Source organism: Escherichia sp. F1 (assembly GCF_046764225.1).
GTDB classification, from domain to species: Bacteria; Pseudomonadota; Gammaproteobacteria; order Enterobacterales; family Enterobacteriaceae; genus Escherichia; species Escherichia coli.
Genome location: NZ_CP177202.1, coordinates 2,497,457 through 2,518,271, shown reverse-complemented (window position 1 = coordinate 2,518,271; position 20,815 = coordinate 2,497,457). Strand labels below are relative to the sequence as shown.

Genomic DNA, 20,815 nt, shown 5'->3' with positions numbered 1-20,815 from the left:
AGAAAATTCCATAAAATGCATTTCAAATATACTTTATAAATTAAACAAAATGAGTAAGAAGATGCAGAGCGATAAAGTGCTCAATTTGCCGGCAGGCTACTTTGGTATTGTGTTGGGGACGATAGGGATGGGATTTGCCTGGCGCTATGCCAGCCAGGTTTGGCAGGTCAGCCACTGGTTAGGGGATGGGCTGGTGATTCTGGCGATGATCATCTGGGGATTATTGACTAGCGCATTTATTACCCGACTCATACGCTTTCCGCATAGCGTGCTGGCGGAAGTTCGCCATCCAGTGCTGAGCAGTTTTGTGAGTTTGTTTCCGGCAACGACGATGCTGGTGGCGATTGGTTTTGTTCCGTGGTTTCGCCCACTGGCGGTATGCCTGTTCAGTTTTGGTGTCGTTGTACAGTTGGCTTATGCCGCCTGGCAAACTGCGGGATTATGGCGCGGATCTCATCCTGAAGAAGCTACCACGCCTGGACTGTATCTGCCGACAGTTGCCAACAACTTTATCAGCGCAATGGCCTGTGGTGCGTTGGGCTACACCGACGCAGGTCTGGTGTTTTTAGGCGCAGGCGTTTTCTCATGGCTAAGCCTTGAACCTGTGATCTTGCAGCGTCTGCGCAGTTCGGGAGAATTACCCACGGCACTGCGGACCTCACTCGGCATTCAGCTCGCTCCTGCACTGGTGGCCTGTAGTGCCTGGCTGAGCGTCAACGGCGGCGAGGGTGACACGCTGGCGAAAATGCTTTTCGGTTATGGACTGCTGCAACTGCTGTTTATGCTACGTCTGATGCCATGGTATCTCTCCCAGCCATTTAATGCTTCATTCTGGAGTTTCTCGTTCGGCGTATCTGCACTGGCAACCACCGGTTTGCATCTGGGGAGTGGCAGCGATAATGGATTTTTCCATACGCTGGCGGTGCCGCTGTTTATCTTTACCAATTTTATTATTGCAATACTGCTCATCCGTACTTTTGCGCTTCTGATGCAGGGAAAATTGTTAGTCAGAACCGAGCGCGCCGTTTTAATGAAAGCAGAGGACAAAGAATGATCATTCGTGATGAAAACTATTTTACTGATAAATATGAATTAACCCGCACACACTCTGAAGTGCTGGAAGCGGTGAAAGTGGTTAAACCGGGTAAAACGCTGGATCTGGGCTGTGGCAATGGTCGTAATAGTCTTTACCTGGCAGCCAATGGTTATGATGTTGACGCATGGGATAAAAATGCCATGAGTATCGCCAACGTCGAGCGCATTAAATCCATTGAAAATCTGGATAATTTACACACCCGGGTCGTTGATCTGAATAACCTCACGTTTGATGGGCAATACGATTTTATTCTTTCGACTGTGGTGCTGATGTTCCTTGAGGCTAAAACCATCCCAGGGCTGATTGCCAATATGCAACGTTGCACTAAACCTGGCGGTTACAACCTGATTGTGGCGGCGATGGATACCGCTGATTATCCATGTACCGTCGGCTTCCCGTTTGCCTTCAAAGAGGGGGAATTACGTCGATATTACGAAGGCTGGGAGATGGTGAAATACAATGAAGACGTCGGCGAGCTGCACCGCACCGACGCCAACGGTAATCGTATTAAACTGCGTTTCGCCACGATGCTGGCACGTAAAAAATGACCCGGTAAGAACAAAGCGCGTGAAAATTCCCCACGCTGAGATGGTTTACTGTTCTTCTTTTCGGTAAGCATATTTTTTATCGAAGGGATGTGAAATTAATCACAGTAGTCGAAGTTTTTTAGCCGCTTAACTTACTGAAATTTAACTACTGATGATTGACTTAGCCCCTTTTTCGGCATTGACTATGTCGTCTGAAAAGGGGCTGAAAAATTTATTTTCACCAACACTTTTTTTGCCACAACACGAAGCGGCGCTTTTTGCTATAACTTAGAAAGTAATATAATCATCTCAGGAAACTATTCATGCGTACCACATCAATTGCGAAAGTTGCAGCTTTATGCGGCTTGTTGGCTCTGTCTGGTTGTGCCTCTAAAATCACCCAGCCAGATAAATATTCTGGTTTTTTAAACAATTACTCTGATTTAAAAGAAACAACCTCAGCAACAGGTAAACCTGTTTTACGTTGGGTAGACCCGAGTTTTGATCAAAGCAAATATGACAGCATCGTCTGGAACCCAATCACTTATTATCCGGTGCCAAAACCTTCTACCCAGGTAGGGCAGAAAGTTCTGGATAAAATTTTGAACTATACCAACACCGAAATGAAAGAAGCGATAGCGCAGCGTAAACCACTGGTTACCACCGCTGGGCCGCGTAGTCTGATTTTCCGTGGGGCCATTACCGGCGTAGATACCAGCAAAGAAGGGCTGCAATTCTATGAAGTGGTTCCTGTTGCATTAGTGGTTGCGGGGACGCAAATGGCTACAGGCCACCGTACCATGGATACTCGCCTCTATTTTGAAGGTGAGCTGATTGATGCAGCGACTAATAAACCGGTTATCAAAGTCGTTCGTCAGGGCGAAGGGAAAGACCTGAATAACGAAAGTACGCCAATGGCTTTCGAAAATATTAAACAAGTTATTGATGACATGGCGACCGATGCCACCATGTTTGACGTTAACAAAAAGTAATTCCAGTCGCGCCATCGTTAGATGGCGCTTTTTATCATCGGTTTCTGTCAGCGATTAAATTCAACACCACGTAACAAACGCCTCCGGCAATTAATCCCCAAAACGCAGAACCAATCCCGAACAGCGTCAATCCACTTGCCGTTACCAGAAATGCCACCACCGCCGCGTCGCGCTCACGCTCATTATGCAGCGCCTGATACAAACTGCCGCCAATAGTACTTAACAGCGCCAGACCTGCGAGCATCTGGATCCAACTTACGGGCAGGGCAGCCATCATCCCGGTAATGGCACTACCAAACAGACCTGCGAGCAAATAAAAAATGCCTGCAACGGCAGCTGCCAGCCAACGTTGATCTTTATCCGGATGCGCTTCCGGGCTTTGACAAATAGCCGCGGTGATTGCCGCAATACCGACGGAATAAACGCCGAAAGGGGAAAAAACAAGCGCCAGCAATCCAGTAAACACAATCAACGGCGAAACAGGAGCCGAATACCCGGCTGCTTTCATTGCTGCGATACCTGGAGCGTTTTGCGATGCCATCGTCACCAGAAAAAGGGGGAGTGCAACGCTCAGACTGTGAGCAAACGAAAAATCAGGGGTAATATAAGTGGGGAGAACGGGTTTAAAGACAACATCAGTTGTGACAACGTCACCTTGCGCGATAACGATCACGATCCCAATAATCATCGCGGCAATTACCGCATAGCGCGGCGCAACGGCCCTGGTTGCCAGCCATACCAGCAACATACTGCCACACAACGTAAATTGACCATCCAGACTGGCAAACGCCTGTAAACCAAAGCGTAATAAAATCCCGGCAAGCATTGCCGCCGCAAGCGAGTGCGGAATAATGCGCATCAGACGAGCAAAGAGTCCCGTTATGCCGCAGAGGACTATTAACGCGTTGGTGACAATAAAAACGCCGATGGCTTCGTTAAGTGTTAGTCCCTGTAATCCGGTGACCAACAAAGCCGCGCCAGGCGTTGACCATGCGGTGAGAACAGGTACGCGATACCATAATGTCAGAGCCAGCGTACTGACGCCCATTGCCAGCCCCAGCGCCGTCATCCAGCCAGAGATTTGTGCAGTGGTGGCTCCGGCGACAATCGCTGCTTGCCAGATTATTGCCGCTGAACTGGCGTAGCCAATTAATACCGCCAGAAACCCCGCCAGTAGCGTGGGTGGAGGAATAGAAAACAGACGCATGGTCACCTCGTGCGTTATAGCGTACAGGCACCGTAGCATTTGTCCGTTATAACGCACAAGTGATAAACTTCCGCTTTGCCGGAGGAGTCACATGGAAAATCTCACTCGCTTTTTATCCACCACACTTAAACAGCTACGTCAGCAGCGCGGCTGGAGTCTTTCGCGACTGGCAGAAGCGACGGGCGTTTCTAAAGCGATGTTAGGGCAGATTGAGCGTAATGAGTCCAGCCCGACGGTCGCGACATTATGGAAAATTGCCACCGGGTTGAACGTGCCATTTTCGACATTTATTTCTCCGCCGCAGTCCGATACGCCTTCAGTTTATGATCCGCAACAGCAGGCGATGGTGATCACTTCACTGTTTCCTTATGATCCACAACTCTGCTTTGAACACTTCTCGATTCAGATGGCACCAGGTGCATTAAGTGAATCGACGCCCCATGAGAAGGGAGTAATCGAACATGTTGTCGTCATTGATGGGCAACTTGATCTGTGCGTTGATGGTGAATGGCAGAGCCTTAATTGTGGAGAAGGCGCTCGATTTGCTGCAGACGTTACGCATATCTATCGTAATGGTGGGGAGCAAATCGTACATTTTCATTCTCTCATCCATTACCCACGCAGTTAAGCGGGAAAACTATTTCGCAACGTCGCGCTTGTGGCTAAAATAGCCGCCATTTTTCAGCTACTGGATAAGAATGTGACCGTATCTTCTCATCGACTTGAACTGTTAAGCCCGGCACGCGATGCCGCCATTGCCCGCGAAGCTATTTTGCACGGTGCCGATGCTGTTTATATCGGCGGCCCTGGTTTTGGTGCCCGTCATAATGCCAGTAATAGCCTGAAAGATATTGCCGAACTGGTGCCGTTTGCCCATCGTTATGGTGCAAAAATTTTTGTCACGCTTAACACCATTTTGCATGATGATGAGCTGGAACCTGCGCAACGGCTGATTACCGACCTCTACCAGACCGGCGTCGATGCGCTGATTGTTCAGGATATGGGGATTCTGGAACTTGATATTCCGCCGATTGAACTGCACGCCAGTACGCAGTGCGATATTCGTACAGTCGAAAAAGCGAAGTTCCTCTCTGATGTTGGCTTTACGCAGATTGTGCTGGCGCGAGAGCTGAATCTTGAGCAGATCCGCGCGATTCACCAGGCCACGGACGCGACCATTGAATTCTTTATTCATGGTGCATTGTGCGTGGCCTATTCTGGTCAGTGCTACATTTCTCATGCGCAAACAGGGCGTAGCGCCAACCGTGGCGATTGCTCTCAGGCATGCCGTTTGCCATACACATTGAAAGACGATCAGGGGCGGGTGGTTTCCTATGAAAAACATCTGCTGTCGATGAAAGATAACGATCAGACTGCCAACCTTGGCGCGCTGATTGATGCTGGCGTGCGCTCCTTCAAGATTGAAGGGCGTTACAAAGATATGAGCTACGTGAAGAATATCACCGCGCATTATCGCCAAATGCTGGATGCCATTATTGAAGAACGTGGCGATCTGGCGCGTGCTTCATCAGGTCGTACTGAACATTTCTTTGTTCCATCGACGGAAAAGACTTTCCACCGTGGTAGCACAGATTATTTTGTGAATGCCCGTAAAGGGGATATCGGCGCGTTCGACTCCCCCAAGTTTATCGGCCTCCCGGTCGGTGAAGTATTAAAAGTGGCGAAGGATCATCTCGATGTTGCCGTCACCGAGCCGTTAGCAAATGGCGATGGTCTGAATGTGATGATTAAACGTGAAGTGGTTGGCTTTCGCGCCAATACAGTCGAAAAAACCGGAGAAAATCAGTACCGCGTCTGGCCCAATGAAATGCCAGCAGATTTGCACAAAATTCGCCCGCATCATCCGCTTAATCGTAATCTGGACCATAACTGGCAGCAGGCGTTGACCAAAACATCCAGCGAACGTCGCGTAGCGGTAGACATTGAACTGGGCGGCTGGCTGGAACAACTGATTCTGACCCTGACCAGTGAAGAGGGCGTCAGCGTCACGCATACGCTGGACGGGCAGTTCGACGAAGCTAATAACGCCGAAAAAGCGCTTAATAACCTGAAAGATGGTCTGGCTAAGCTGGGGCAAACCCTCTATTACGCCCGCGATGTGCAAATTAACCTGCCTGGTGCGCTGTTTGTACCAAACAGTCTGTTAAACCAGTTCCGCCGTGAAGCCGCCGAAATGCTGGATGCTGCGCGTCTTGCCAGTTACCAGCGCGGCAGCCGTAAACCGGTTGCTGATCCTGCGCCGGTTTATCCGCAAACGCATCTGAGTTTCCTCGCGAACGTTTACAACCAGAAAGCGCGTGAATTTTATCATCGCTATGGTGTGCAGCTGATTGACGCGGCGTATGAGGCACATGAAGAGAAGGGCGAAGTCCCGGTGATGATCACCAAGCATTGTCTGCGCTTTGCCTTTAATTTGTGCCCGAAACAGGCGAAAGGCAATATCAAAAGCTGGAAGGCGACGCCAATGCAACTGGTTAATGGCGATGAAGTATTAACGCTAAAGTTCGATTGTCGCCCATGTGAGATGCACGTCATTGGCAAAATCAAAAATCACATTCTGAAAATGCCGTTACCGGGAAGTGTTGTCGCCTCCGTAAGTCCGGATGAGCTGCTGAAAACTTTACCGAAGCGAAAAGGGTAAAACGCCAGTTTTCTGGTTACTCACAACTTATTGAATCTGCATTATATTGTTGGCCGGGTAAGGCGTCACGCCGCATCCGGCAATAAATGACTCAACGTTGTCCCGCTTCTGGTTTGCGCGATTTTTGCCAGTAAAAATGCTCGCGCAAACCTTCCGCCGACTCTTCCGCCACAGCACGCAATTCATCGCTGTCCGCTTCATGACGCAGCTGATGATCCACATTCTTTACCCACACAAATTCATGTCCTTTGTGCCCTGCCATGAGTTGTCCTGAGAACAGCGCACACGTTAATAAGACAACCGATAACGCCTTCGTAAACATCCTGCCACCTTTTTCTTACCTTTTGCCGCTATGATGCCGATCGTTTCTTGAGGTTATTATTCAGTTTTGCAAATTAGCGCAAAGAAATTATGGAATCTTCCTTCCTGATTTTGCATTGCATTCTGCCGTTGCGGCGATTTAGTGCTATTTTCGAGCAAATTACACACGGAGGTAAACACTAATGTTTACTTTGTTGATATACTCAGCGGCAGGGAGGCGATGTGAAACAAAGCGAGTTCAGACGTTGGCTCGAATCTCAGGGCGTCGATGTAGCGAATGGCAGCAACCATTTGAAACTCAGGTTTCATGGGAGGCGCAGTGTCATGCCGCGTCACCCCTGCGATGAGATTAAAGAACCATTGCGTAAAGCAATCCTGAAACAACTCGGTTTGAGTTAATCGCCAATTAAAAAGGTTAATGACATGCGAGAGACAGTCGAAATTATGCGTTATCCCGTCACTCTTACACCCGCGCCGGAAGGCGGTTATATGGTTTCTTTTGTGGATATCCCTGAAGCGTTGACGCAGGGCGAAACTGTCGCTGAAGCGATGGAAGCGGCAAAAGATGCTTTACTGACCGCATTTGATTTTTATTTTGAAGATAACGAGCTTATCCCTTTACCTTCGCCATTAAATAGTCACGATCACTTTATTGAAGTACCTTTGAGCGTCGCCTCTAAGGTATTGCTGTTAAATGCTTTTTTACAGTCAGAAATCACTCAGCAAGAGTTAGCCAGACGAATTGGCAAACCTAAACAGGAGATTACTCGCTTATTTAACTTGCACCATGCGACAAAAATCGACGCCGTCCAGCTTGCGGCTAAGGCGCTTGGCAAAGAGTTATCGCTGGTGATGGTTTGATAACAGTTAATGAAAAGTTGTCATTTTTAACAACTGATATAGACTGCCGAATCATCTGCACATAATTACGATTCGATAATGAAAAAATACCAGCAGCTTGCAGAACAATTACGCGAGCAGATTGTGTCGGGTATCTGGCAACCTGGCGATCGTTTGCCTTCGTTGCGTGACCAGGTGGCGCTTTCTGGCATGAGCTTTATGACTGTCAGCCATGCCTATCAGTTGCTCGAAAGTCAGGGACATATTATCGCGCGACCGCAGTCGGGTTATTACGTTGCGCCACAGGCAATAAAAATGCCGAAAGCGCCAGTCATTCCAGTCACTCGAGATGAAGCAGTCGATATCAACACCTATATTTTTGATATGTTGCAGGCCAGTCGCGATCCGTCGGTAGTTCCGTTTGCCTCGGCCTTTCCCGACCCGCGACTTTTCCCCCTCCAACAACTAAACCGCTCGCTGGCGCAGGTAAGCAAAACCGCCACGGCGATGAGCGTGATTGAAAACTTACCGCCAGGAAACGCAGAACTGCGTCAGGCTATTGCTCGTCGCTATGCCTTACAGGGCATCACTATTTCTCCTGATGAAATTGTCATTACCGCCGGGGCGTTAGAGGCATTAAACCTCAGTTTACAAGCGGTAACGGAACCAGGCGATTGGGTGATAGTAGAGAATCCTTGTTTCTACGGCGCGTTGCAGGCGCTGGAGCGGTTACGGCTGAAGGCGTTATCGGTGGCGACGGACGTTAAAGAAGGGATTGATCTCAAGGCGCTGGAACTAGCGTTGCAGGAGTATCCGGTGAAAGCGTGCTGGCTGATGACTAATAGCCAGAATCCACTCGGATTTACCTTAACGCCGCAGAAAAAAGCGAGGCTGGTAGCGTTGCTCAATCAGTACAACGTAACGCTGATTGAAGATGACGTGTACAGCGAACTTTATTTTGGACGGGAAAAACCGCTGCCTGCGAAAGCATGGGATCACCACGATGGTGTTTTGCATTGCTCTTCGTTTTCGAAATGTCTGGTGCCTGGTTTTCGTATTGGTTGGGTCGCCGCCGGAAAACATGCACGTAAAATTCAACGCTTGCAGTTGATGAGTACGCTTTCCACCAGCTCACCGATGCAGCTTGCACTGGTGGATTACCTTTCCACGCGCCGATACGACGCCCATCTTCGTCGCTTGCGTCGCCAGCTTGCGGAGCGTAAACAACGTGCCTGGCAGGCACTGCTGCGTTATCTGCCTGCGGAAGTGAAAATTCATCATAATGACAGCGGTTATTTTCTCTGGCTGGAGCTCCCCGCGCCGTTAGATGCGGGCGAATTAAGCCTGGCAGCACTGACGCATCATATCAGTATTGCGCCGGGTAAAATGTTTTCTACCGGTGAAAACTGGTCACGTTTTTTCCGTTTTAATACCGCGTGGCAGTGGGGCGAGCGCGAAGAACAGGCGGTTAAACAATTAGGCAAACTTATTCAAGAACGACTGTAATAGCGTTTAATTTAATTCCTCTCAGGTAAAGTAATATGAATTTCGAATAGCAGTCATATTTCCTAACTCCTTGTCTATACTCCAGAAGATAACCTTACAGACGGCATAATGCGCGGTAGCTCACAACCTGATTAAATTTTCTCAGGGGCGAAGGTGTGCCTGCAAGCCGCCGTCTATGGTTAAACAAGGAGATATTTTTACGGCACGGCGGCTGAACAATTAATTACGACAGGAGTAAGACCTTATGAGCAAGACATTTGCCCGCAGCAGCCTGTGTGCGCTCACCATGACAATAATGACCGCTCACGCCGCCGAACCGCCTACCAATTTAGATAAACCGGAAGGGCGACTGGATATTATCGCCTGGCCGGGATACATCGAACGCGGACAAACTGATAAACAATACGACTGGGTAACGCAATTCGAAAAAGAGACAGGCTGCGCGGTGAATGCGAAAACCGCCGCGACTTCCGATGAAATGGTCAGTCTGATGACCAAAGGGGGTTACGATCTGGTTACGGCATCCGGCGATGCCTCGCTGCGCCTGATTATGGGCAAACGCGTGCAGCCGATTAATACCGCCTTGATTCCCAACTGGAAAGCGCTCGATCCGCGCGTGGTTAAAGGCGACTGGTTTAACGTTGGCGGCAAAGTTTACGGCACACCTTACCAATGGGGGCCGAACCTGCTGATGTACAACACTAAAACCTTCCCGACGCCGCCGGATAGCTGGCAAGTGGTTTTTGTTGAGCAGAATCTGCCGGACGGCAAGAGCAATAAAGGCCGCGTCCAGGCTTATGATGGCCCTATCTACATTGCGGACGCTGCGTTGTTCGTTAAAGCCACTCAGCCGCAGTTGGGCATCAGCGATCCGTATCAACTCACCGAAGAACAGTACCAGGCGGTGCTGAAAGTGCTGCGCGATCAACATAGTTTGATCCATCGCTACTGGCATGACACTACCGTGCAAATGAGCGATTTCAAAAACGAGGGTGTGGTTGCTTCCAGTGCTTGGCCCTATCAGGCCAACGCCCTGAAAGCCGAAGGCCAGCCTGTCGCTACCGTTTTCCCGAAAGAGGGCGTTACCGGTTGGGCTGACACCACCATGCTACATAGCGAAGCGAAACATCCGGTTTGCGCCTACAAATGGATGAACTGGTCATTAACCCCAAAAGTGCAGGGCGATGTGGCGGCCTGGTTTGGCTCGTTACCAGTAGTGCCGGAAGGGTGTAAAGCCAGTCCGTTATTAGGCGAGAAAGGTTGTGAAACAAACGGTTTTAACTATTTCGATAAAATCGCCTTCTGGAAAACGCCTATAGCAGAAGGGGGCAAGTTTGTTCCCTACAGTCGCTGGACGCAGGATTACATTGCCATTATGGGCGGTCGCTAACTTCGCTGGGGTGTTTTATGACGTACGCAGTGGAGTTTGATAACGTCTCGCGGTTGTACGGTGACGTGCGCGCAGTAGATGGCGTCAGTATTGCGATAAAAGATGGTGAGTTCTTCTCTATGCTGGGGCCGTCCGGTTCCGGCAAAACCACCTGCCTGCGCCTGATTGCCGGATTCGAACAGCTTTCCGGCGGGGCTATCTCTATCTTTGGTAAACCCGCCAGCAATCTGCCACCGTGGGAGCGGGACGTGAATACCGTCTTTCAGGACTACGCGCTATTTCCGCATATGTCGATTCTTGACAACGTCGCCTACGGGCTGATGGTCAAAGGCGTGGATAAAAAACAGCGGCATGCGATGGCGCAAGAGGCGCTGGAGAAAGTGGCGCTGGGTTTTGTTCAGCAACGCAAACCGTCACAACTTTCTGGTGGTCAGCGCCAGCGAGTCGCCATCGCCAGAGCACTGGTGAATGAACCGCGCGTATTGCTGTTGGATGAACCGCTCGGCGCACTGGATCTCAAATTGCGTGAGCAGATGCAACTGGAACTAAAAAAGCTGCAACAGTCTCTCGGTATCACTTTTATCTTCGTTACCCACGATCAGGGCGAAGCGTTATCGATGTCTGATCGTGTTGCGGTTTTCAATAATGGACGCATTGAGCAGGTCGATTCCCCGCGCGATCTCTATATGCGCCCGCGCACGCCGTTTGTTGCCGGGTTCGTTGGTACATCGAATGTTTTTGATGGACTGATGGCAGAGAAACTTTGTGGCATGACGGGAAGCTTCGCCCTGCGACCGGAACATATCCGCTTCAACACCCCCGGCGAAGTGCAGGCTAATGGCACGATCCAGGCAGTGCAATATCAGGGAGCGGCAACTCGTTTTGAACTGAGACTGAACGGCGGTGAAAAACTGCTGGTGAGTCAGGCCAATATGACAGGCGAAGAACTGCCTGCCACGCTCACGCCCGGACAACAGGTGATGGTTTCCTGGTCGCGTGATGTGATGGTGCCGCTGGTTGAGGAGAGGTGAATGGCGATGAATGTATTGCAATCACCTTCACGTCCAGGTCTGGGTAAGGTGTCCGGTTTCTTCTGGCGTAATCCGGGGCTGGGGCTGTTTTTACTGCTGCTTGGCCCGCTAATGTGGTTTGGCATTGTCTATTTCGGCTCGCTGCTGACACTGTTATGGCAGGGATTTTATACCTTTGACGATTTCACCATGTCGGTAACGCCGGAACTGACGCTGGCGAATATCCGTGCGCTGTTTAATCCGGCGAATTACGACATCATTCTCCGCACGCTGACTATGGCTGTGGCAGTCACTATCGCCAGCGCCATTCTGGCTTTTCCAATGGCGTGGTATATGGCGCGCTATACCAGCGGGAAAATGAAAGCGTTTTTTTATATTGCGGTAATGTTGCCGATGTGGGCGAGCTACATTGTGAAAGCCTATGCCTGGACGTTATTGCTGGCAAAAGATGGCGTGGCTCAGTGGTTTTTACAACATCTTGGGCTGGAACCACTGCTGATTGCGTTCCTTACATTACCTGCGGTGGGCGGCAATACGCTGTCAACTTCCGGGCTGGGGCGCTTTCTGGTGTTTCTCTATATCTGGTTGCCGTTCATGATCCTGCCCGTGCAGGCGGCGCTTGAGCGTTTGCCGCCGTCATTATTGCAGGCGTCGGCTGATCTTGGCGCGCGTCCACGGCAAACCTTTCGCTATGTGGTGCTGCCGCTGGCGATCCCGGGTATTGCCGCTGGCTCTATCTTTACCTTCTCACTCACACTGGGTGATTTTATCGTCCCGCAACTGGTTGGCCCGCCAGGATATTTTATCGGCAATATGGTTTATTCCCAGCAGGGGGCGATTGGCAATATGCCGATGGCGGCGGCATTCACCCTGGTGCCGATTGTTCTCATCGCACTGTACCTGGCGTTCGTGAAACGTCTGGGAGCGTTCGATGCACTCTGAACGCGCACCGTTTTTTCTCAAACTGGCGGCCTGGGGCGGCGTAGTTTTCCTACATTTTCCCATCCTGATTATCGCCGCCTATGCGTTTAACACTGAAGATGCGGCGTTTAGTTTTCCACCGCAGGGCCTGACGCTGCGCTGGTTTAGCGTGGCAGCACAGCGTAGTGATATTCTTGATGCCGTGACACTGTCACTTAAAGTGGCGGCGCTGGCGACATTAATGGCGCTGGTGTTAGGGACGCTGGCCGCTGCCGCGCTGTGGCGACGAGACTTTTTCGGCAAAAACGCCATTTCGCTGTTACTGCTGCTGCCCATTGCGCTGCCGGGCATTGTCACTGGTCTGGCGTTATTAACCGCCTTTAAAACCATCAATCTGGAGCCGGGATTTTTCACCATCGTGGTCGGTCATGCGACTTTTTGCGTAGTGGTGGTGTTTAACAATGTCATCGCCCGTTTTCGCCGCACCTCGTGGAGTCTGGTTGAGGCGTCAATGGATCTTGGGGCCAATGGCTGGCAAACCTTCCGCTACGTAGTGTTGCCGAATCTCAGTTCGGCGCTACTGGCAGGAGGAATGCTGGCGTTTGCCTTGTCGTTCGATGAAATCATCGTGACGACCTTTACGGCAGGTCATGAACGAACGTTACCGTTGTGGTTGCTCAATCAGCTTGGGCGACCGCGTGATGTACCGGTAACCAACGTGGTGGCACTGCTGGTTATGTTGGTAACAACCTTGCCGATCCTGGGGGCCTGGTGGCTAACCCGCGAAGGCGACAATGGTCAATAACCACTGATACAGGAATATGCTATGCAACATAAGTTACTGATTAACGGAGAACTGGTTAGCGGCGAAGGGGAAAAACAGCCTGTCTATAATCCGGCAACGGGGGACGTTTTACTGGAGATTGCCGAGGCATCCGCAGAGCAGGTCGATGCTGCTGTGCGCGCGGCAGATGCAGCATTTGCCGAATGGGGGCAAACCACGCCGAAAGTGCGTGCGGAATGTCTGCTGAAACTGGCTGATGTTATCGAAGAAAATGGTCAGGTTTTTGCCGAACTGGAGTCCCGTAATTGTGGCAAACCGCTGCATAGTGCGTTCAATGATGAAATCCCGGCGATTGTCGATGTTTTTCGCTTTTTCGCTGGTGCGGCGCGCTGTCTGAATGGTCTGGCGGCAGGTGAATATCTTGAAGGTCATACTTCGATGATCCGTCGCGATCCGTTGGGGGTCGTGGCTTCGATCGCACCGTGGAATTATCCGCTGATGATGGCCGCGTGGAAACTGGCTCCGGCGCTGGCGGCAGGGAACTGTGTAGTGCTTAAACCATCAGAAATTACCCCGCTGACCGCGTTGAAGTTAGCAGAGCTGGCGAAAGATATCTTCCCGGCAGGCGTGATTAACGTACTGTTTGGCAGAGGCAAAACGGTGGGCGATCCGCTGACCGGTCATCCCAAAGTGCGGATGGTGTCGCTGACGGGCTCTATCGCCACCGGCGAGCACATCATCAGCCATACCGCGCCCTCCATTAAGCGTACTCATATGGAACTTGGTGGCAAAGCGCCAGTGATTGTTTTTGATGATGCGGATATTGAAGCAGTGGTCGAAGGTGTACGTACATTTGGCTATTACAATGCCGGACAGGATTGTACTGCGGCTTGTCGGATCTACGCGCAAAAAGGCATTTACGATACGCTGGTGGAAAAACTGGGTGCTGCGGTGGCAACGTTAAAATCTGGTGCGCCGGATGACGAGTCTACGGAGCTTGGACCTTTAAGCTCGCTGGCGCATCTCGAACGCGTCAGCAAGGCAGTAGAAGAGGCGAAAGCGACAGGGCACATCAAAGTGATCACTGGCGGTGAAAAGCGCAAGGGTAATGGCTATTACTATGCGCCGACGCTACTGGCTGGCGCATTACAGGACGATGCCATCGTGCAAAAAGAGGTATTTGGTCCAGTAGTGAGTGTTACGCTCTTCGACAATGAAGAACAGGTGGTAAACTGGGCAAATGACAGCCAGTACGGACTTGCATCCTCGGTATGGACGAAAGATGTGGGCAGGGCGCATCGCGTCGGCTCGCGGCTGCAATATGGTTGTACCTGGGTCAATACCCATTTCATGCTGGTAAGTGAAATGCCGCACGGTGGGCAGAAACTTTCTGGTTACGGCAAGGATATGTCACTTTATGGGCTGGAGGATTACACCGTCGTCCGCCACGTCATGGTTAAACATTAAGGATAATATTGCAGATCGTAAGAGTATGAGATGATCTTGCGTACTGTCAGAGCACTGATTTCTCTGACAGTACGTGCTGCGTGCAAAATCACTACATCAAATAAACCAGCCAAATCTCATAGAGATAAGAGTAAACAAACCAACAGCAGCAAAGACATTTATCAGTACTACAGTTCTACTGGAAACATTCATTTTTGCCACCTTTTATCATTGCCCCTATGTGTATAGTACGGGTTAAGAAAATCCGCAATAATACTCATTCTGAAGATGGATAAGGGCAAGTTGCTGTTTGATGTTTTTTTCTCAAACCGGTTAAAAAACTTGATGTACGTCAAAAAATGACGCATATTTGCGCGCGTTTTATTCATCTGGCTGGACGCCCGTACATGTCTCTCTATCAACACATGCTTGTTTTTTATGCGGTTATGGCAGCAATCGCATTTCTTATCACCTGGTTTCTTTCTCACGATAAGAAACGCATCCGTTTCTTAAGCGCCTTTCTGGTGGGGGCAACATGGCCGATGAGTTTCCCGGTGGCGCTGTTGTTTTCACTGTTTTAAATCTTACTCACTGGCTTGACGGCACCACGCAGACTTATATCATTTGGATGAATCGATAAATTTCACAAGTGGCTAAGGAGAAAGTATGTCGCATCTGGATGAAGTCATCGCGCGCGTGGATGCCGCGATTGAAGAGAGCGTCATTGCCCATATGAACGAATTATTAATCGCCCTGAGCGATGACGCGGAGTTAAGTCGGGAAGATCGCTACACCCAGCAGCAGCGTTTGCGCACCGCTATTGCTCATCACGGTCGCAAGCATAAAGAAGATATGGAAGCGCGCCATGAACAGTTAACCAAAGGCGGCACCATCCTCTGATTAAAATGAGCGTCTGGCCACCAGCCAGGCGCCAACCACAAGTAAAATTGCGCCACAAATTGGGCCGATCAACGCTCGTAGTGGTACGCCATGGCTGCGGAAGATATCCAGCACCAGACCGCCAATCAGCTGGCTGGCGACCAGTACCGCAATAGTTGTCGCCGCTCCCACATTCTGATATCCGCTGATACTGGCGAAGACAAAAAACGATCCCAGCAAGCCAGGTATAAGTGTCCACCAGCGCACGTTGGACACCAGTTCGCCAAACCCCGCCATACTTTGTTTAAACCATAAAATAGAAACAAAGAGCACAATCCCCACCAGTGAGTTCAGCAACATGGCGATGAGAATGGTAGAGGAGGTCTGGGTGATGCGCACCATCAGCGTGTTCTGGACAACCAGACCAATTCCGGCGGCAATCAAAAAAGCAAGGGTGAGCGACTGATTCATCCAATCGCGTCCGGTTCAGTGCGCTCGTCGAGTTGCAACTGCATAAATGTCAGATCCAGCCAGCGCCCAAATTTAGTGCCCACCTGCGGCATTTGCGCGGTGACGACAAATCGCAGCGACTGGTGGAGATGCAGCGAAGCCTGATTTTGCGATTCGATCCCCGCGACCATGACATGCTTCCCGCAATCACGCGCTTCATCAATCAATCGGCTTAACAATTCACGCCCAAGACCTTTGCCCTGATGATCGGGATGGACATAAACCGAATGTTCCACGGTATGGCGAAAACCATCGAAACTACGCCAGTCGCCAAACGAGGCATATCCCGTCACTACGCCATCTTCTTCGCTCACCAGCACCGGATAACCTGCTATGGTCCGCGCTTCAAACCAGGCAATGCGGTTATCTGCATCCACCGTTTGGTCATTCCAGATAGCCGCCGTATACAACACGGCGTGGTTATAAATTTCCGCAATGGCAGCACAGTCGGCTTTGCGGGCAAAACGGATGGACATGTCTGGCCTCAATAAAATAATGATGATGATGTTATCAATACTATCGAAAACAGCCCGAAGCAACGGATTCCTCGATGAAATTATTGCGTGTTGCAGAGGGGATGTGACGGCTGCAAACAAAACCAATCCCGTGAGCCTGCTACTATTGATGGATTCATGCTAAAAGCACAGGAGAGCATTATGGGGCAACAAAAGCAGCGTAATCGACGTTGGGTTCTGGCCTCGCGTCCGCATGGCGCGCCGGTTCCGGAGAATTTTCGTCTTGAAGAAGATGATGTCGCCACCCCGGGTGAAGGACAGGTGTTACTGCGCACAGTTTATTTGTCCCTGGACCCGTATATGCGTGGACGTATGAGCGATGAGCCATCTTATTCACCGCCTGTTGATATTGGCGGCGTGATGGTCGGCGGCACGGTGAGCCGTGTCGTGGAGTCGAATCATCCTGATTATCAGCCTGGCGACTGGGTGCTGGGCTACAGTGGATGGCAGGACTATGACATATCCAGTGGTGATGATCTGGTGAAACTTAGCGATCATCCGCAAAATCCATCGTGGTCGCTGGGTGTGCTGGGGATGCCAGGCTTTACTGCTTATATGGGCCTACTGGATATCGGTCAGCCTAAAGAGGGCGAAACGCTGGTGGTTGCGGCGGCGACAGGTCCTGTGGGAGCAACGGTGGGGCAAATCGGCAAACTTAAAGGTTGCAGGGTGGTGGGGGTTGCCGGTGGCGCGGAAAAATGCCGCCATGCTACCGAGGTGTTAGGCTTTGATGTTTGTCTTGACCATCACGCGGATGATTTTGCCGAACAACTGGCGAAAGCGTGCCCAAAAGGCGTTGATATCTATTATGAAAACGTGGGCGGTAAAGTATTTGATGCGGTGCTACCGTTACTTAATACATCTGCGCGCATTCCCGTCTGCGGCTTAGTGAGCAGCTATAACGCTACAGAGCTACCACCCGGCCCGGATCGTTTACCTCTGCTGATGGCTACGGTGCTGAAAAAACGTATTCGCTTGCAAGGATTTATTATCGCTCAGGATTATGGTCACCGCATCCATGAGTTTCAGAAGGAGATGGGGCAATGGGTTAAAGAGGATAAAATCCACTACCGCGAAGAAATTACTGACGGTTTAGAGAATGCGCCACAGACGTTTATCGGCCTGCTGAAGGGTAAAAACTTCGGCAAAGTGGTGATCCGCGTGGCGGGTGATGATTAAAGATACGACGGCGGCGTAAAGCCGCCATAAAAATCCAGGCAAAAAGCTTATTTTCAGCTTTAATTAACTAACCACGTCATTGTTCTGCTCCTAATAACAACAAACGTGAGTGGTTTATGATTATTCACTTTAATACCCCAGGTGAACTCCTTCTGCCATGCAGGCAGGGTTGGACAGAAAACACGCGAAGGAATTAAAATGCCTGGAACGGAAAAAATGAAACATGTCAGTTTGACTCTGCAGGTTGAGAACGACCTGAAACATCAGCTTAGTATTGGCGCACTAAAACCTGGCGCACGCCTGATTACTAAAAATCTGGCGGAGCAATTAGGTATGAGTATTACACCTGTGCGTGAAGCATTATTACGTCTGGTTTCGGTGAATGCGCTTTCTGTCGCACCAGCGCAAGCATTTACAGTTCCGGAAGTGGGGAAACGTCAATTAGACGAAATCAATCGGATCCGCTACGAGCTGGAATTAATGGCAGTTACTCTGGCTGTTGAAAACCTCACCCCGCAAGACCTGGCGGAACTCGAGGAATTGCTCGAGAAATTACAGCAGGCGCAAGAAAAGGGCGACATGGAACAAATCATTAATGCGAACAGGCTATTTCGCTTAGCAATTTATCATCGTTCAAATATGCCCATCCTGTGTGAGATGATTGAGCAACTGTGGGTCAGGATGGGACCTGGTTTACATTATCTTTATGAAGCGATTAATCCAGCGGAATTACGGGAGCGTATAGAAAACTATCGTCTATTACTCGCCGCGTTAAAAGCAAAAGACAAAGAGGGATGCAGACATTGTCTTGCTGAAATTATGCAACAAAATATTGCTATTTTATACCAGCAATACAATCGTTAAATTAAATGCCCGGCAAATACCGGGCATCAAGGTAATTACTCAAATCGCCACGCAATATTCATGCCGACACCATAATTTCGCCCGGGTGCAGGTTCGTAATATCGCCCGTTTGACTCATTGACAATGACAGAACCAACGTATTCTTTATCGAATAAATTATCGACACGACCAAATAAATCCACAGTTAAATTGTGGTAATTGTATTTATACCCGGTGAATAAGCCGACGAGAGTATAAGACGGCGCTTTGGCCGTATTTTCATCATCTGCCATAATATCACCCATATAACGCGCTTCCGTGCCTGCATACCAACCATCTTCCGGTACATAACCTATCGATGCAAAGCCCATATTACGGGCGATCCCTGGCATCCGGTTACCGTTACAATCCTGTTCATTGCACACATTGCTGCGATAGGTCGCATCAAGCCAGGTCCAGGACGCTTTTACGCGAAAATCTTCCGCGAAACGTTGATCCCATGCCAGTTCAGCGCCTTGACGACGGGTCTTTCCGGCATTTTTGTAAGTCGTACGCCCACCGCTACTGCTATCGACAACAATTTCATCATCGGTGTCGGTCTGGAACAATGCGAGACTAAGCAGCCCATAACCAATACGCGTTTTACTGCCGATCTCAATTGTATCGTTGGTGGATGGTTTTAAACCAAAGTTCATACCGCTTTGACCGTCAGCACGATAAGACAGCTCATTAATCGTCGGCGTTTCAAAACCTCGCCCGGCTGCCAGATAGATATTCCAGGCATCGGTCATTGCATATTTTAACGAACCGGCAGGTAGCCATTTGTGATAACTGGCATCACCGCTGTCATCGCCGTTACCCGGAGTAACGTAATGGTCGTTGGAATCAAACCACACGGAGCTGTAGCGCACGCCAGCATCCAGCGACAGTTTTTCGCTCAGCTGCCACTGCGTCTGTAAATAGGGATCGACATTCCACATCAGATTGCGTTCGTCGCGGCGCAACTCACCTTTTTGCCCGTATTCCGGCACGCCGCTATTCAGGCGGAAGTTATTGTAGCCTTTGCGATTTTCACTCATGTTTTCGTAGTTCAGGCCGGTAGTGAACGTGAGCGGAACGCCCAGCTCGCCACGGTGTGTCCAGCGGCTGTCTATCCCCTGATAATGGCGTTGCAGAGTAATCACGCCGCCCGCATGCGACGGGTTAAGTTGTGGTGCCATCGGGATTGACTGGTACTGGGTCGTTTCTCGCTCCCCGGCATACATCATCACACTCATATCATCTTGTGCGCTCAGGCTACGTTCATAGCGCAACCCAGCCTGAGTTTGCTTGATGGTTTTTCGCGTGTCGTACTGTTCAGCGCGTGGCGCTTGTTGCGGATTCGCCTTCCATTCTGCTTCGGTTAGCCCACCTGGGTCATCTGCTTTGATATCCACACTATTGAAAATCAGGCTTAATTTGCTGGCGTCATCAATGCGTACGCCCAGTTTGGCATTGGCTAAATTTTTCTGTGCGCCACTATGATCACGATAGCCGTGGGTCGTAAAGCGCGTGGTTGAGACGGTGTAATCGACATCGCCAGGCTGAGTGCCGTCGCCCATTGCGCCTGTTGCTTTCAGCCCATAGCGCCAGCTGCCAAAACTGCCGTAGTAACTACTGGCTTCAATGGTTGGTGGCTGTTGTCCGGTCTGGGTGATGACATTCATTACACCGCCAGACGCGTTGCCATACAGAGCAGAGAAGGGGCCGCGCAGCACTTCCACATTTTGTACACTGCTTAAATCGATGTTGGATGTTTGCCCTTGTCCGTCGGGCATGGTGGCGGGAATACCGTCCACATACAGGCGAATACCGCGAATTCCGTAAGTGGAGCGGGAGCCAAATCCGCGAATCGACAGCTGTAAATCTTGCGCATAGTTCTGCCGGTTTTGTACCTGCAAACCAGGCACGCCGGTCAGTGATTCAGACAAGTTAATGCGCGGTGTTGCCAGACGCATCTCCTCGCCATTCACCACGCTCACGGCTGCTGGGGTATCCAGTTCTGAAACCACCTGCGGCGTGGCACTGACAATCATGGTCTGTTCATCAGCGGCAAAAACAACAGGGGAAAGGACAAGCAGTGCGGGCAAAACGGTCTGTCGGACGGAAAAAATCTTCATGAAAAAA

At 50.3% G+C, this 20,815-nt stretch carries 23 protein-coding genes; 17 read left to right on the top strand and 6 right to left on the bottom strand.

Translation table 11 applies throughout. From position 1 onward, the window contains the following. Positions 1 to 61: 61 nt before the first annotated feature. The 3 genes from tehA to ACK8NJ_RS12110 all read left to right on the top strand — a co-directional run bounded on the left by tehA (position 62) and on the right by ACK8NJ_RS12110 (position 2,615). Complete coding sequence (tehA, locus tag ACK8NJ_RS12120; protein ID WP_001296725.1) at positions 62 to 1,054, top strand: dicarboxylate transporter/tellurite-resistance protein TehA; 993 nt, start codon at positions 62 to 64, stop codon at positions 1,052 to 1,054. After that, complete coding sequence (gene tehB / locus ACK8NJ_RS12115; RefSeq protein ID WP_000586719.1) at positions 1,051 to 1,644, top strand: tellurite resistance methyltransferase TehB; 594 nt, start codon at positions 1,051 to 1,053, stop codon at positions 1,642 to 1,644. Before tehA ends, tehB begins: the two co-directional genes overlap by 4 nt. Before the next feature lie 302 nt (positions 1,645 to 1,946). After that, positions 1,947 to 2,615, top strand: a complete 669-nt coding sequence (locus tag ACK8NJ_RS12110) for a DUF3313 domain-containing protein (RefSeq protein WP_001261031.1) — start codon at positions 1,947 to 1,949, stop codon at positions 2,613 to 2,615. Positions 2,616 to 2,649: 34 nt separating this feature from the next. On the opposite strand, the gene ydcO is transcribed toward ACK8NJ_RS12110, so the two are convergent. Next, positions 2,650 to 3,822, bottom strand: coding sequence for a BenE family transporter YdcO (gene ydcO / locus ACK8NJ_RS12105; RefSeq protein WP_042097662.1), 1,173 nt, complete (start codon positions 3,820 to 3,822; stop codon positions 2,650 to 2,652). A gap of 91 nt (positions 3,823 to 3,913) precedes the next feature. Between ydcO and sutR the strand changes: the two genes are divergently transcribed. Both sutR and rlhA read left to right on the top strand, forming a co-directional pair. Continuing rightward, positions 3,914 to 4,450 (top strand): DNA-binding transcriptional regulator SutR, encoded by a 537-nt coding sequence (gene sutR, locus ACK8NJ_RS12100; RefSeq protein WP_000429508.1) that lies wholly within the window; start codon positions 3,914 to 3,916, stop codon positions 4,448 to 4,450. A 72-nt stretch (positions 4,451 to 4,522) separates the two neighbouring features. Continuing rightward, positions 4,523 to 6,484, top strand: a complete 1,962-nt coding sequence (gene rlhA, locus ACK8NJ_RS12095) for a 23S rRNA 5-hydroxycytidine C2501 synthase (protein WP_088144673.1) — start codon at positions 4,523 to 4,525, stop codon at positions 6,482 to 6,484. A 91-nt stretch (positions 6,485 to 6,575) separates the two neighbouring features. Here rlhA and ACK8NJ_RS12090 read toward each other — a convergent pair whose 3' ends face one another. Continuing rightward, a complete protein-coding gene (locus ACK8NJ_RS12090; protein WP_000494244.1) occupies positions 6,576 to 6,806 on the bottom strand; it encodes a YncJ family protein in 231 nt (76 codons plus the stop codon). A gap of 221 nt (positions 6,807 to 7,027) precedes the next feature. On the opposite strand from ACK8NJ_RS12090, the gene hicA reads away from it, so the two are divergent. The 8 genes from hicA (at position 7,028) to patD (ending at position 14,744) form a co-directional block, all read left to right on the top strand. Further along, complete coding sequence (hicA, locus tag ACK8NJ_RS12085) at positions 7,028 to 7,204, top strand: type II toxin-antitoxin system mRNA interferase toxin HicA (RefSeq protein ID WP_000813794.1); 177 nt, start codon at positions 7,028 to 7,030, stop codon at positions 7,202 to 7,204. 45 nt (positions 7,205 to 7,249) lie between these two features. Then, entirely contained in the window at positions 7,250 to 7,666 is a 417-nt protein-coding gene (hicB, locus tag ACK8NJ_RS12080; protein ID WP_001270286.1) for a type II toxin-antitoxin system antitoxin HicB, read from the top strand. 78 nt (positions 7,667 to 7,744) lie between these two features. Then, positions 7,745 to 9,151, top strand: a complete 1,407-nt coding sequence (locus ACK8NJ_RS12075; protein WP_411961653.1) for a PLP-dependent aminotransferase family protein — start codon at positions 7,745 to 7,747, stop codon at positions 9,149 to 9,151. Between the two features lie 244 nt (positions 9,152 to 9,395). Further along, a complete protein-coding gene (gene ydcS / locus ACK8NJ_RS12070) occupies positions 9,396 to 10,541 on the top strand; it encodes a putative ABC transporter substrate-binding protein YdcS (protein WP_411961652.1) in 1,146 nt (381 codons plus the stop codon). Positions 10,542 to 10,558: 17 nt separating this feature from the next. Continuing rightward, positions 10,559 to 11,572 (top strand): ABC transporter ATP-binding protein, encoded by a 1,014-nt coding sequence (locus tag ACK8NJ_RS12065; RefSeq protein WP_001599848.1) that lies wholly within the window; start codon positions 10,559 to 10,561, stop codon positions 11,570 to 11,572. Further along, entirely contained in the window at positions 11,573 to 12,514 is a 942-nt protein-coding gene (locus ACK8NJ_RS12060) for an ABC transporter permease (RefSeq protein ID WP_411961651.1), read from the top strand. It begins immediately after the preceding gene. After that, on the top strand, positions 12,504 to 13,298 hold the full coding sequence (locus ACK8NJ_RS12055) for an ABC transporter permease (RefSeq protein WP_000555471.1): 795 nt from the start codon (positions 12,504 to 12,506) through the stop codon (positions 13,296 to 13,298). The genes ACK8NJ_RS12060 and ACK8NJ_RS12055 overlap by 11 nt, the downstream gene beginning before the upstream one ends. 21 nt (positions 13,299 to 13,319) lie before the next feature. Then, on the top strand, positions 13,320 to 14,744 hold the full coding sequence (gene patD / locus ACK8NJ_RS12050; protein WP_125097074.1) for an aminobutyraldehyde dehydrogenase: 1,425 nt from the start codon (positions 13,320 to 13,322) through the stop codon (positions 14,742 to 14,744). 96 nt (positions 14,745 to 14,840) lie between these two features. Here patD and yncL read toward each other — a convergent pair whose 3' ends face one another. Beyond that, a complete protein-coding gene (gene yncL / locus ACK8NJ_RS12045) occupies positions 14,841 to 14,936 on the bottom strand; it encodes a stress response membrane protein YncL (RefSeq protein WP_001303494.1) in 96 nt (31 codons plus the stop codon). Between the two features lie 194 nt (positions 14,937 to 15,130). Between yncL and ortT the strand changes: the two genes are divergently transcribed. Together ortT and ydcY are read left to right on the top strand one after the other, a co-directional pair. Beyond that, a complete protein-coding gene (gene ortT, locus ACK8NJ_RS12040; RefSeq protein ID WP_000061178.1) occupies positions 15,131 to 15,304 on the top strand; it encodes an orphan toxin OrtT in 174 nt (57 codons plus the stop codon). A gap of 85 nt (positions 15,305 to 15,389) precedes the next feature. Continuing rightward, positions 15,390 to 15,623: a DUF2526 family protein YdcY gene (ydcY, locus tag ACK8NJ_RS12035; protein WP_000018633.1), complete on the top strand. Its 234-nt coding sequence runs from the start codon at positions 15,390 to 15,392 to the stop codon at positions 15,621 to 15,623. Here ydcY and ACK8NJ_RS12030 read toward each other — a convergent pair whose 3' ends face one another. Beyond that, complete coding sequence (locus tag ACK8NJ_RS12030) at positions 15,624 to 16,073, bottom strand: DMT family transporter (protein ID WP_411961649.1); 450 nt, start codon at positions 16,071 to 16,073, stop codon at positions 15,624 to 15,626. After that, positions 16,070 to 16,588: a GNAT family N-acetyltransferase gene (locus ACK8NJ_RS12025; RefSeq protein ID WP_411961648.1), complete on the bottom strand. Its 519-nt coding sequence runs from the start codon at positions 16,586 to 16,588 to the stop codon at positions 16,070 to 16,072. Before ACK8NJ_RS12025 ends, ACK8NJ_RS12030 begins: the two co-directional genes overlap by 4 nt. A gap of 180 nt (positions 16,589 to 16,768) precedes the next feature. On the opposite strand from ACK8NJ_RS12025, the gene curA reads away from it, so the two are divergent. Together curA and mcbR are read left to right on the top strand one after the other, a co-directional pair. Continuing rightward, positions 16,769 to 17,806 (top strand): NADPH-dependent curcumin/dihydrocurcumin reductase, encoded by a 1,038-nt coding sequence (gene curA / locus ACK8NJ_RS12020; RefSeq protein ID WP_089706008.1) that lies wholly within the window; start codon positions 16,769 to 16,771, stop codon positions 17,804 to 17,806. A 198-nt stretch (positions 17,807 to 18,004) separates the two neighbouring features. Further along, complete coding sequence (mcbR, locus tag ACK8NJ_RS12015; RefSeq protein WP_001308642.1) at positions 18,005 to 18,670, top strand: colanic acid/biofilm transcriptional regulator McbR; 666 nt, start codon at positions 18,005 to 18,007, stop codon at positions 18,668 to 18,670. A gap of 35 nt (positions 18,671 to 18,705) precedes the next feature. On the opposite strand, the gene pqqU is transcribed toward mcbR, so the two are convergent. Then, entirely contained in the window at positions 18,706 to 20,808 is a 2,103-nt protein-coding gene (pqqU, locus tag ACK8NJ_RS12010) for a TonB-dependent receptor PqqU (RefSeq protein ID WP_411961647.1), read from the bottom strand. Positions 20,809 to 20,815 lie beyond the last annotated feature (7 nt).